A 12,122-nucleotide genomic window follows, 5' to 3' on the forward strand; every position below is an offset into this window, starting at 1 on the left:
CGGTGGCGGCATGGAGGCAAGCGGTTTTCATGGCGCGGGGGCACCCTTGTGCGAACCCCCAGTAAGGGTTTGGGTGGAAGGAAGCACCCGAAGAGGAGGCCCAGCATGCCCCCGGAAACGCACGGCCGGCCCGGCCCGCCCGCCGAGGCGACGCCCCTCGGCGAGGAGGAGGCGGAGGATCTGCTCCGCGGCATATGTTTCAAGACGGGACCGCCCCGGACGGTCGGCGTGGAGTTGGAATGGCTCATCCACGACCGTGAGCACCCCGAGGCAGCCGTTTCACCCGAGCGCCTCCGCGCCGCCGCCGACGCCGTGCGCGCCACGCCGCTGGACGCGGCGCTGACCTTCGAGCCGGGCGGCCAGCTGGAGCTCAGCTCCCAGCCCGCCGGCTCGCTGATGGCGTGTGTCGATGCCGCAGCAGCGGACCTCGTCTCCGTACGCGACACCCTGGGACACGCCGGACTGACCCTGTCCGGTCTCGGGGTCGACCCGTGGCACCCTCCGCGGCGTCTGCTCCAGGAACCCCGCTACGCGGCCATGGAAGCGGCCCTCGACCGGTCGGGGCCGTCCGGCCGGGCGATGATGTGCACCACCGCGTCGGTCCAGGTCTGCCTGGACGCCGGCGAGGAGGAGCCCGGCCCGCTCGGCTACGGGCGGCGCTGGCAGCTCGCGCACCTGCTGGGTGCCGTGCTGGTGGCGGCCTTCGCCAATTCGCCCTTCCGGGAGGGGCGGCGCAGCGGCTGGCGCTCGACCCGGCAGGCCCTGTGGGCGGATCTCGACCCCCACAGGTCGCTGGCACCGCAGAGCCGCCTCGGGCCGCGCCACGCCTGGACCGCGCACGCGCTCGACACGCCCGTGATGTGCATCCGGGAGGACGGTGCCCCGTGGGGCGTACCGGCCGGGCTGACGTTCCGGGAGTGGATCCGGGGCGGCGGACCCCGGCCCCCGGTCCGGGCGGACCTGGACTACCACGTCACGACCCTGTTCCCGCCGGTGCGCCCGCGCGGGCACCTGGAGCTGCGCATGATCGACGCCCAGTCCGGCACCGACGGCTGGCTCGTGCCGCTGGCCGTCACCACCGCCCTGTTCGACGACCCGGAGGCGGCGGAGACGGTGTACCGCACCGTGAAGCCCCTGGCCGAGACGGCGGGCCTCACGGCCGCGCCCCGCAATCCGCTCTGGACCGCCGCGGCCCGCGACGGTCTGAGCGACCCGGAACTCGCCGCGGCCGCCGCTGCCTGCTTCGCGACGGCGCTGGAGGCGCTGCCGCGGATCGGTGCCGACGCCCACGTCATCGACACGGTGGCGGCCTTCGACGACCGCTATACGGCCCGCGGCCGATGTCCGGCCGACGATCTGGCCGACCCCTCACACGCACCTCACGGAAAGGGCCTGGTCCGATGACCGACTCCCCCGCTCCGTCCACCGGCCGGGAGCACGACGCGGAGATACTGCGCGAGCGCGCCCTGGCAGCCCTTCTCGCGGCCCGCGAGCGCACCGCCCTCCTCACTGACAGCGTCGACGACGACGAACTGACGGCGCAGCACTCCCCACTGATGTCGCCCCTGGTCTGGGATCTGGCGCACATCGGCAACCAGGAGGAGCTGTGGCTGCTGCGGGCCGTGGGAGGCAGGGAGGCCCTGCGCCCGGAGATCGACGGACTGTACGACGCCTTCGAGCACTCCCGGGCCAGCCGTCCTTCACTGCCCCTCCTCGCACCCGCCGAGGCCCGCACCTACGCCGCCGACGTGCGCGGCCGGGCCCTGGACATCCTCGGCGGTGCGCCGCTGCACGGCGGGGGCCGCCCCCTCGAACAGGCCGGCTTCGCCTTCGGCATGGTCGCCCAGCACGAACAGCAGCACGACGAGACGATGCTGATCACTCATCAGCTGCGTTCGGGGCCCGCGGTGCTCAGCGCGCCGGAGCCCCCCGGCCCCACGGACGCCGCCTCCCTGCCGGCCGAGGTCCTCGTCCCGGGAGGCCCGTTCACCATGGGCACCTCGACCGAGCCGTGGGCCCTGGACAACGAGAGGCCCGCTCACCGGCGCGAGGTGGCGGCGTTCCACATCGACACCGCGCCGGTCACCTGTGGCGCCTATCAGCGCTTCGTCGAGGACGGCGGCTACGGGGACGCCCGCTGGTGGGCGCCCGACGGCTGGGCCATGGTCCGCGAACACGGTCTGGAAGCCCCCCTGTTCTGGCACCGGGACGCCGGCCAGTGGCTGCGCAGGCGTTTCGGGGTCACCGAGCCGGTGCCCGCGGACGAGCCGGTGCTCCATGTCAGCTGGTACGAGGCCGACGCTTACGCACGCTGGGCCGGCAGGCGGCTGCCGACCGAGCCGGAGTGGGAGAAGGCCGCCCGACACGACCCCGCCTCGGGCCGTTCGCTGCGCTACCCCTGGGGTGACGACGACCCGACCGCCGAGCGGGCCAACCTGGGCCAGCGCCACCTGCGTCCGGCCGCCGCGGGAGCGTACGCGGCCGGCCGTTCCCCGGCGGGCGCCGGCCAGCTGATCGGCGACGTGTGGGAGTGGACGGCGAGCGACTTCCTGCCCTACCCCGGTTTCGTGGCGTTCCCGTACCGCGAGTACTCCGAGGTGTTCTTCGGCCCCGGGCACAAGGTGCTGCGCGGCGGTTCGTTCGCCGTGGACCCGGTCGCGGTCCGCGGCACGTTCCGCAACTGGGACCTTCCCGTGCGCCGTCAGATCTTCTCCGGATTCCGCACCGCGAGGGACGCCTGATGTGCCGTCATATCGCTTACCTGGGGCCCTCGGTGTCCCTGGGCGAGGTACTCGTCGCGCCCTCGCACGGGCTGGTGCGCCAGTCGTGGGAGCCTCGGCGCCAGCGGTCCGGGACGGTGAACGCCGACGGCTTCGGGGTCGGCTGGTACGCGGAGGAGGACCCCGTCCCCGGCCGCTACCGGCGTGCCGGACCCGTCTGGGGCGACGAGACGTTCGCCGATCTCGCCCGTGTGGTGCGCAGCACCGCGCTGCTCGCCGCCGTCCGTGACGCGACGTTCGCCGGCGCCGACGGTGAGGCGGCCGCGGCGCCCTTCACCGAAGGCCGCCTGCTCTTCAGCCACAACGGCGCGGTCCTGGGGTGGCCCGGCGCCCTGGCACCGCTGGCCGCCACCCTGCCGCCCGAGCGGCTGCTGTCGCTGGCCGCCCGGAGCGACTCGGCACTGCTCTGGGCACTCGTGCTGCACCGGACGTCCCGGGGCGACGAGATAGGGCAGGCGGTCGCCGACACGGTTCTCGACGTCGCCGCCGCCGCCCCCGGCTCACGCCTCAATCTGCTGGTCACCGACGGCTCCACCGTCGTGGGGACCGCGTGGGGCGACTCCCTCTGGTATCTCCACGCCCCGGGCCGCCGCACGGTGGTGGCCTCGGAGCCGTACGACGACGATCCCGACTGGCGTGAGGTTCCGGACCGGACCCTGCTGGCCGCGACCCGCACCGATGTCCTCACGACCCCGCTCAAGGAGCCCTCTGCGTGAGTCCCTTCCTGCTGACCCGCACCCTGCCGGCGGACGCGACGGACGCGGCGCTGCGCGCCGACGTGCGCAGCGGCCTGACCGCGCACCCGAAGACGCTGCCCCCGAAGTGGTTCTACGACGCGCACGGCAGCGACCTGTTCGAGGAGATCACCCGGCTGGACGAGTACTACCCGACGCGTTGTGAACGCGAGATCCTGATCGCCCGAGCCGGAGAGATCGCCGCCGCCTCCGGGGCCCGCACACTGGTCGAACTGGGCTCGGGCTCGTCCGAGAAGACCAGGCACCTCCTGGACGCACTGCCCGGACTCGACACCTACGTACCCGTCGATGTGAGCGAGAGCGCCCTCACCGGCGCCGCCGAGGCGCTGCTCGCCGAGCGCCCCGGTCTCTCCGTACACGCGCTCGTCGCCGACTTCACCCATGCCATCGACCTGCCCGACACCCCCGGCCCCCGGCTGGTGGTGTTCCTGGGCGGAACTCTCGGCAATCTCCTGCCCGGCGAGCGCGCCGTGTTCCTGCGCTCCGTGCGGGAGCGGCTGGCACCGGGTGACGGCCTGCTGCTCGGCACGGACCTGGTCAAGGACGAGGCGACCCTGGTGACGGCCTACGACGACGCGGCCGGGGTGACGGCCGCGTTCAACAAGAACGTCCTGACCGTGGTCAACCGTGAGCTCGGGGCGGACTTCCCGGCCGACGACTTCGCCCATGTCGCCCTGTGGGACGCGGAGCACGAGTGGATCGAGATGAGGCTGCGTGCGCGCAGGGCGCTGACGGTGAAGATCCGGGATCTGGACCTCGTGGTGCAGTTCGAGGAAGGCGAGGAACTGCGCACGGAGGTCTCGGCGAAGTTCCGCGAAGAGGGGGTGCGCGCCGAGTTGGCGGCCGCCGGCATGCGGCTGGATCAGTGGTGGACGGACGAGGGCGGCAGGTTCGCGCTCTCATTGGCGACCGCGGACTGAGCTGTACGCGCCAGTGTCCGCCGGTCGGGCTCGTCGACTGCGGAGATCTGCGGCAGGACGTGGATCTCCGCGGTGAGCCCGGCGGCGGTCACCACCCGCCACAGGGAGGCGGCGAGCGGGTCGTCCCCGACGAACGCGACGGCCCCCGCCGCATCCGACCGCGTGGTCCGGTAGCGGATCCGGACAGGGCGGACGAGGGCGCCCGCGTCCACCGCCGCCTGGAAGGCTGCGGGCCGGAACCGGCCTCCGGCGCCGCGGCCGCACCAGGTGCTGCCCTGCGGAAAGACCGCCACCCGTGATCCGGCACCCAGCGCTCCGGCGAGCGTGCGCACCGTGTCCGGCAGGGCGCGCAGCCGGTCACGCTCGATGAACAGCGTGCCCCCGAGCGTGGCGGCCGGCCCGAGGAGCGGCCAGGACCGTATCTCGCTCTTGGCCAGCATCCGGGCGGGGAGCACGGCGGCGATCAGCGGGATGTCCAGCCAGGAGACGTGGTCGGCGACCACGAGCTCCCCTCTCGAAGGCCGCGCGGATGGCACGGCGGCCCCGGTCACGCGTATGCGTACGCCGAAGGCCCGCACCACGGTGTGCGCCCACCGGCGGATCAGGCGGTCCCGGTGCGTCTGCCCGAGCAGCAGTGCGGCGGGCACGCACAGCACACCGAGGAGAGTGACGGCGCAACCGGCGACCAGCAGACCGGCGGCGGCGAGAGGCGGCCGTACGGCGTCCCCATGGTGCGCGCAGTCCCCCGGGGTACACGGCGCGACGGGCAGCCAGGCGCTCATCGCGGCGGGGCCAGCGAGAGGAAGTGGCGCAGGTAGCGGGGGTCGGTGCGGCGCATGGAGAGCAGGACGTACAGGTCCGCGACGTCGAAGTCGGGATCGTGCGCGGGCGCCCCGCAGACCCAGGCGCCGAGCCGGAGGTAGCCGCGCAGCAGCGGCGGGAGAGCCGCCCGGGCGGCGGGCCCGCCACCGGGGTGACCGGAGGTGTCCCAGAGGCGGTGAGGGGTGACCCAGTACTCCTCGGGCGCCAGGTTGTGGGTCCGCACCGTGTCCCAGCTCCTTGCGGCCAGCGCGCCCCCGTCGGCGAGGGGTACGGAGCAGCAGCCCGCGAGCCAGTTGTGGCCGGTGCGCTCCATGTAGCGGGCGAGTCCGGCCCAGATGAGGGCGATGACGGCGCCGTCCCGGTGGGCTGGGTGCACGCAGGACCTGCCCACCTCGACGAGGTCGTCACGGATCGGCCGGAGCCTTCCGAGGTCGAACTCGCCCTCCGCGTAGAGGCGGCCGGCGCGCCGGGCCCCCTCGGGGGGCAGCAGCCGGTAGGTGGCGACGACTTCCCCTGTGGCGTTCTCCCGCACGAGCAGGTGGTCGCAGTGGGCGTCGAAGGCGTCGGCGTCCAGGCCCGGTTCGAGGCTGTCGAGGCGCGCTCCGAGCTCGCCGGCGAACACCAGGTGGCGCAGGCGCTGTGCGGCACGTACGTCCTCGGGGCCGGTGGCCAGAGCGACGCGGTAACCGGAGTCGGCCGATGCCCGCCGGGGCGGGGGCACGACAGCGGGAGCCGGTACGGGTTCGGCGGTGGGTAGGTGCGCGGACGTGGAGAGGGGCAGCACGGTCATGGCGGTCTCCGGGGGACGGATCAGCGAGGGCGGCTGCCGGGCCTTCGCGGGTGGTGCGACGGCCCGGCCCCCTACTTCTTCCGTGACCGGCTGGATTCGACGTGACCGCTGTGGGGATCCGGGATGTGCGACGGCTGAATCCCCGGATCGCCGCACGGGCTGTGAGGTCAGCCGCTGATCAGTTTGGAGGTGATGCGGTCCGACGCCTTCCTGGCCTCTTCGGCCGGGTCGCCGCCCTGCAGTACGGCCGTCATGTACGGCTTGATCGGATTGTCCGCCTCCACTGCCGCCCAGTAGGGCGAATTGGGCGTGGCACGGCCCTCGGTGGCGCCTTCGGCCATGACGGAAGTTCCCTCCTGCCCGGCGACGGCCCGGGCGAGCGAGGGCTTGTTGGGCACGTAGCTCATGGCGCGGGCGAGCTCCGTCTGCCACTTCTCTCCGGCGAGCGCCTTCACGACCTCGACCCCCTCGCCGCGCTGGTCCGCGCCGTCCGGCACGATGAGGTCGGAGCCTCCGGTGAAGACGGCACCCGGCTTCTCCGTGGTCTTTCCGGGGATCGGGAAATAGCCGAGTTTCCCCTTGAGTTCCGGGTTCCGCTGCTCGATGAGGGCGGCGCTGCCGGGCACGGATACGATCTGTGCCACGTCTCCCTCCGCGAACACGTCGGTCTCCGGGGGTGTCTGTTCGTCGGCGTCCTTCGGTCCGTCGCCGAGGGCCTGGAGCCGTTTGTAGAAGTCCATGCCCCGCAGGGCGGCGGGCGAGTCGAGTGCCCCCTGCCAGTCACCGCCGCTGTCGTCGGCCAGCTCCCCGCCCTCGTCCCAGATGAAGCCGGCGAGGACGTACCAGTTCTGCCCGGCGAGGTAGATGCCCTGCTCGCTCGCGGTGTCCAGCTTCTCACTGACGTCCACCCACTCCTCGCGGGTCTCGGGAAGAGCCGTTATCCCGGCCTGCGCGAAGAGCTCCTTGTTGTAGATCACGACTCGGTTGGCGGCGTACCAGGGGATTCCGTACTGTCCGCCGCTGACCTTGCCCGGCTCTGCGAGTCCGGGCAGCCAGTCCTCGCCCCCCAGGTCACGCATCGACTCGAGGGTGAGGTCGCGCAGCTCGCCGGTCTCCGCGTACTGGGCGACCTGGGTGTTGCCGACCTCGATGACGTCGGGGGCGTCGTCACCGTCGAGCGTTTCCAGGACCTTGGGGCCGATGCCGCCCCACTCCTGGAGCACGAACTCCAGTTCGACCGAGGGATGCTCTGCCTCGTACGACGCCTTGAAGTCGTCGAGGAACTCCTCGGAAGCGCTGCCCTTCATCAGCCACACGGTCACCTCGCTGCTGCCGGCGTCCGAGCCGGGGAGGTGACCGCAGCCGCTCAGCACCACGGAGGAAACGAGTGCGACGGCTCCGGCCAGTTTGCGGATCTTCACGGTGGCCACCTTCTGCGAAACGGCACGACAGCTCGACAGGACCCGGATGGGGGGACTGCGGGCGACGCTCGCACGGGTGTGTGCGTCGGAGTTTGGTATGTACCAATGGCCCGGTCAAGCCCCGGACCCGCGTGAGCCAGGAGGTGGACACCTCGCGCGCGGACACGGAGTGAGGCACCGTGGAAACAGGAAAGGAGACAATTGATGTCCAATCACACTTACCGGGTCACCGAGATCGTAGGAACCTCCGAGGAGGGGCTGGACGCGGCGATCCGGAACGGCGTCGCACGCGCCTCCGAGACTTTGCACAATCTCGACTGGTTCGAGATGACGCAGGTACGCGGGCACATCGAGAACGGCCGCATCGCCCACTACCAGGTGGGCCTCAAGGTCGGCTTCCGGCTCGACGGGGACGGCTGAGGACGGCGCCGTTCCGGCGTGCCGGCGCCGTTCTCGGACCGCGTGCCACCCACCGCCCGCACCTCGGAACCCCGTTCGCCCCGGGTTCTTCAGTCGCGGGGGGTGGCACGCCGCGCTGTGGGTAGCCGCAGAAGTGCTGCCGGTGACCGCCGTTCGGCGAGCAGTCCACCGGGACCGGTCACGGCCGGCACCGGTGTGCCGTCACGCACGCGCACCGGGACGAACGACGAAAGGACAGACGGATGACGGACCAGGATCTCGACGGGCGCCGCGTACTGGCGATCGTGACCAACTACGGCGTCGAGCAGGACGAACTCGTCGTGCCCGTACGGAAGCTGCGGGACGCGGGAGCGACCGTGGACGTCGCGGCGGTCTCCACGGACCCCATCCGGACGCTCGTGGGCGACAAGGATCCGGGAGAGACCGTCCGCCCCTCGTTCACCCTGACCGACGCGGACCCGGCCGGCTACGACATGCTGCTCGTGCCCGGCGGAACCCTCAACGCCGACACGCTCAGGCTGCAGGACGCCACCGGGGAGATCGTCCGGTCGTTCACCACGACAGGCAGGCCCGTGGCGGCCATCTGTCACGGCCCCTGGGCACTGGTCGAATCGGATGTCCTGAAGAACAAGACCCTCACGTCGTACGCATCGCTCCGGACGGACATCCGCAACGCCGGCGGCAGTTGGGTCGACGAATCCGTCGTCAGGGACGACACCGGCGGCTGGGCCCTGATCACCTCGCGTGACCCGGACGACCTGGACGACTTCCTCGGCGTGATCGGCAAGGAACTCGCGGCGGTGGATTCCTGATCTCAGCGTCCGAGGGCCTTGCGCAACTGCTCCTTGTTCATCGAGGAGCGGCCCTCGACGTTGCGCTTCCTGGCCTCCTCGTACAGCTGGTCCCTGGTGGGCCCCTGCGCTCCGCTGTGCGAACGCTGCCCCCCGCGCTCGGAGGCCGACTTGGGGTCCCGGAGTGACGCCCGGCTCGCGGTCCTGGACTCACCGGAGCGGGCGCGCTCCTTGTTGACGGTACGGGCGGCGATCTCCTCGGCCCGCTCGGAGGAAGTACCTCGCTTCTCGGCACTCTCCTTGACGTGCTCGTACTGGCGTTCACGCTTGGGGCTGGATCCTGCCGGCATGACACTCTCCCTGCCTCGGGACGGCGATGGTGTACCGCCGCACCCACTACCCCACACCCTCGTGCCCACGCCTGCCGGGCGGGAGGTCCGAACGGGGCTGCGGTGCCGGGCGCCCTCGCCTGCCGGTCGCGGAACGTGGCCGCTCGAGATGCATACGGGGGCGGGCGCTGCTTCCCTGATGCTGTCCGCTCCCCAACAGATCCAGGAGTGATCATGAGCAGTGCAGGAGAGTCCGGTGGCCGCGCCCGGCAGCTGCGGGCCAAGGCGCAGGAGCTCAACGAAGCCGCGGATGGCGCCACCGATCCGGAACAGCGGCAGCGGCTCCAGGAGAAGGCCCGCCGCCTGCGGGAGCAGAGCGAGCAGGAGAGCGCCATGACCGACCGCGGGATGGACCCGATGGTGTAGACGGGCCTCCGCTTCCCGGCGGTGTTCCCGCCGGCGCCCGGTGCGACGGGAACGCTCCGCACCCGGCGCCGGGCCCGCCTCCCGGCTCCGCGGGCCCGCGTCGGCGTCGGCTTCCCCGTGCGCGTACGGAAGGATCACCGGCAGAGCCGTACCCAGCCCATCGAACAGACGGAGCCGTGCCGCCGATGTCCACCCCCCACGATCCGTACGTCAGGGTGCGCGGCGCGCGCGAGCACAACCTCCGCGACGTGGACGTCGACATCCCGCGTGACACGCTCGCGGTCTTCACGGGCGTGTCGGGGTCGGGGAAGTCCTCCTTGGCGTTCGGGACGATCTACGCGGAGGCACAGCGCCGCTACTTCGAGTCGGTCGCCCCGTACGCCCGTCGGCTGATCCACCAGGTCGGGGCCCCGGACGTCGGTGAGATCACCGGGCTGCCGCCGGCCGTGTCCCTGGAACAGCGCCGGTCCGCCCCGGGCTCACGGTCCTCGGTGGGTACGGTCACCACGCTCTCCAACTCCCTGCGCATGCTGTTCTCGCGTGCGGGCGACTATCCGCGGGGAGCCGAACCGCTGGACTCCGACGCCTTCTCCCCCAACACGGCCGCCGGAGCGTGCCCCGAGTGTCACGGCCTCGGCAGGATCCACCGGACCACTGAGCAACTGCTGGTACCCGACCCGTCGTTGTCCATCCGGGAGGGGGCGGTCGCCGCCTGGCCGGGCGCCTGGCAGGGCAAGAACCTGCGCGATGTGCTGGACGCCCTCGGACACGACGTCGACCGGCCGTGGCGGGAGCTGGATCCGGACGCACGCGAATGGATCCTCTTCACCGACGAGCAACCGGTGGTGACGGTCCATCCGGTACGCGACGCGGGCCGTATCCAACGCCCCTACCAGGGCACCTACATGAGTGCCCGTCGCTACGTGATGCACACGTTCGCGGATTCGAGGAGCCGCACACTGCGTGCGAAGGCCGAGCGCTTCCTGACGAGCACACGGTGTCCTGTGTGCGGAGGCGGCCGGCTGCGCCCCGAGGCCATGGCGGTCACCTTCGCGGGCCGGACGATCGCCGACCTCTTCGCCCTCCCCCTCACCGCCCTCACCGAGGTGCTGCTCGCCGCGGGCGGGGCGAACGACACGGCCCGGCTGCTGACCGCCGACCTGCTGGCCAGGATCGGGCCCGTCACGGAACTCGGCCTCGGCTACCTCAGCCTCGACCGTACGGCGCCCACCCTGTCCTCGGGTGAGTTGCAGCGGCTGCGGCTCGCCACACAGCTCCGTTCGGGGCTCTTCGGGGTCGTCTACGTCCTGGACGAGCCGTCGGCAGGCCTCCATCCCGCCGATACGGAGGCGCTGCTCGGCGTACTGGGCCGGCTCAAGGAGGCGGGCAACTCGGTTTTCGTGGTGGAGCACCAGATGGACGTGGTACGGCAGGCCGACTGGCTGGTGGACGTGGGTCCGCACGCGGGCGAGCACGGTGGCCGGGTGCTGCACAGCGGCCCCCCGGCGGACCTCGCCGGGATCGCCGAGTCCGCGACGCGGCGGTTCCTCTTCGACGAGGACCCCGCGCCGGCACGGGAGCCGCGTACCCCGTCCGGACGGATCACGCTGCGCGGGGTGGACCTCAACAATGTGCGCGGCGTCGACGCCGTGTTCCCGCTCGGCGTCCTGACCGCGGTCACCGGGGTGTCCGGGTCGGGCAAGTCGACCCTCGTGGGCCAGGTCCTGGCGGGCGTGCTCGCCGACCGGCGGCCGGCGGAGAGAGCGGAGGAGACCGACGCCTCCGAGATGACCGCCGGCAGGCGGGGGTGCGCGTCGGCGGAGGGCCTGGACGCGGTGGACCGGCTCGTACAGGTCGACCAGAAGCCCATCGGCCGTACGCCCAGGTCCAACCTGGCCACGTACACCGGGCTCTTCGACGTCGTCCGCAGACTCTTCGCGGGTACGGAGACGGCCAGGGCCCGCGGCTACCGGGCGGGCAGGTTCTCCTTCAACGTGGCCGGGGGGCGGTGCGAGACCTGCCAGGGCGAGGGCTTCATCTCCGTCGAACTTCTTTTCCTGCCGAGCACGTACGCGCCCTGCCCGGACTGTCATGGCGCGCGCTACAACCCGCAGACCCTGGAGGTCACCCTGAACGGTCGGACGATCGCCGAGGTGCTGGACCTGACGGTGGAGGCTGCGGCGGGGTTCCTCTCCGGCACTCCGGCGGCCGAGCGCGGCCTGCGGGCCCTGATCGACGTGGGACTCGGCTATCTGCGGCTCGGCCAGCCTGCGACGGAGCTGTCGGGCGGTGAGGCGCAGCGCATCAAACTCGCCACCGAACTGCAGCGCGCCCGGCGGGGGCACACGCTCTACCTGCTGGACGAGCCGACGACCGGGCTGCATCCCGCCGATGTGGAGGTACTGATGAGGCAGTTGCACGGCCTGGTGGACTCGGGCAGCACCGTGGTCGTCGTGGAGCACGACATGGCGGTGGTGGCGGGAGCGGACCATGTGATCGATCTGGGGCCCGGCGGCGGGGACCGGGGCGGACGGATCCTCGCCACCGGCTCCCCGCGGGAGGTCGCCCGTGCCGCGGGGAGCCGTACCGCCGTATATCTGGCGAGGGCTCTGCGGACGGACGGCTTCCCCGAGGGGACCTGACGGGTCCGGTTCCACTCGGAACCGTC

12 protein-coding genes are annotated in these 12,122 nt (G+C 72.1%); 8 read left to right on the forward strand and 4 right to left on the reverse strand.

All coding sequences use genetic code 11. From position 1 onward, the window contains the following. Nucleotides 1-105: 105 nt before the first annotated feature. From egtA to egtD, 4 genes are read left to right on the forward strand one after another with little or no spacing between them, the layout of a single operon-like run. Nucleotides 106-1,404, forward strand: a complete 1,299-nt coding sequence (egtA, locus tag OG206_RS03330) for an ergothioneine biosynthesis glutamate--cysteine ligase EgtA (RefSeq protein ID WP_327111978.1) — start codon at nt 106-108, stop codon at nt 1,402-1,404. Then, nucleotides 1,401-2,741 (forward strand): ergothioneine biosynthesis protein EgtB, encoded by a 1,341-nt coding sequence (egtB, locus tag OG206_RS03335; protein WP_327111980.1) that lies wholly within the window; start codon nt 1,401-1,403, stop codon nt 2,739-2,741. The genes egtA and egtB overlap by 4 nt, the downstream gene beginning before the upstream one ends. Beyond that, complete coding sequence (gene egtC, locus OG206_RS03340; protein ID WP_327111982.1) at nt 2,741-3,496, forward strand: ergothioneine biosynthesis protein EgtC; 756 nt, start codon at nt 2,741-2,743, stop codon at nt 3,494-3,496. Before egtB ends, egtC begins: the two co-directional genes overlap by 1 nt. Then, complete coding sequence (gene egtD / locus OG206_RS03345) at nt 3,493-4,455, forward strand: L-histidine N(alpha)-methyltransferase (protein ID WP_327111984.1); 963 nt, start codon at nt 3,493-3,495, stop codon at nt 4,453-4,455. The genes egtC and egtD overlap by 4 nt, the downstream gene beginning before the upstream one ends. Here the strand turns inward: egtD and OG206_RS03350 are convergent. The 3 genes from OG206_RS03350 to OG206_RS03360 form a co-directional block, all read right to left on the reverse strand. Then, entirely contained in the window at nt 4,398-5,237 is an 840-nt protein-coding gene (locus OG206_RS03350) for a lysophospholipid acyltransferase family protein (protein WP_327111987.1), read from the reverse strand. The genes egtD and OG206_RS03350 overlap by 58 nt on opposite strands. After that, nucleotides 5,234-6,067, reverse strand: coding sequence for a GNAT family N-acetyltransferase (locus tag OG206_RS03355; RefSeq protein ID WP_327111989.1), 834 nt, complete (start codon nt 6,065-6,067; stop codon nt 5,234-5,236). The genes OG206_RS03350 and OG206_RS03355 overlap by 4 nt, the downstream gene beginning before the upstream one ends. A 167-nt stretch (nt 6,068-6,234) precedes the next feature. Then, nucleotides 6,235-7,488 (reverse strand): extracellular solute-binding protein, encoded by a 1,254-nt coding sequence (locus tag OG206_RS03360; protein ID WP_327111991.1) that lies wholly within the window; start codon nt 7,486-7,488, stop codon nt 6,235-6,237. Nucleotides 7,489-7,692: 204 nt separating this feature from the next. Here OG206_RS03360 and OG206_RS03365 point away from each other — a divergent pair, with 204 nt between their 5' ends. Together OG206_RS03365 and OG206_RS03370 are read left to right on the forward strand one after the other, a co-directional pair. Next, nucleotides 7,693-7,908: a dodecin gene (locus tag OG206_RS03365; RefSeq protein ID WP_327111993.1), complete on the forward strand. Its 216-nt coding sequence runs from the start codon at nt 7,693-7,695 to the stop codon at nt 7,906-7,908. Between the two features lie 242 nt (nt 7,909-8,150). Continuing rightward, complete coding sequence (locus tag OG206_RS03370) at nt 8,151-8,720, forward strand: type 1 glutamine amidotransferase domain-containing protein (RefSeq protein WP_327111996.1); 570 nt, start codon at nt 8,151-8,153, stop codon at nt 8,718-8,720. A 2-nt stretch (nt 8,721-8,722) separates the two neighbouring features. Here OG206_RS03370 and OG206_RS03375 read toward each other — a convergent pair whose 3' ends face one another. Beyond that, nucleotides 8,723-9,049, reverse strand: a complete 327-nt coding sequence (locus OG206_RS03375) for a plasmid stabilization protein (protein ID WP_327111998.1) — start codon at nt 9,047-9,049, stop codon at nt 8,723-8,725. Nucleotides 9,050-9,262: 213 nt separating this feature from the next. Between OG206_RS03375 and OG206_RS03380 the strand changes: the two genes are divergently transcribed. After that, nucleotides 9,263-9,454 (forward strand): DUF6381 family protein, encoded by a 192-nt coding sequence (locus OG206_RS03380; RefSeq protein ID WP_327112000.1) that lies wholly within the window; start codon nt 9,263-9,265, stop codon nt 9,452-9,454. 185 nt (nt 9,455-9,639) lie between these two features. Beyond that, a complete protein-coding gene (locus tag OG206_RS03385; RefSeq protein ID WP_327112002.1) occupies nt 9,640-12,096 on the forward strand; it encodes an excinuclease ABC subunit UvrA in 2,457 nt (818 codons plus the stop codon). Nucleotides 12,097-12,122: the final 26 nt, after the last annotated feature.

Origin of the sequence: Streptomyces sp. NBC_01341, assembly GCF_035946055.1 — a bacterium.
Classification (GTDB): Bacteria; Actinomycetota; Actinomycetes; order Streptomycetales; family Streptomycetaceae; genus Streptomyces.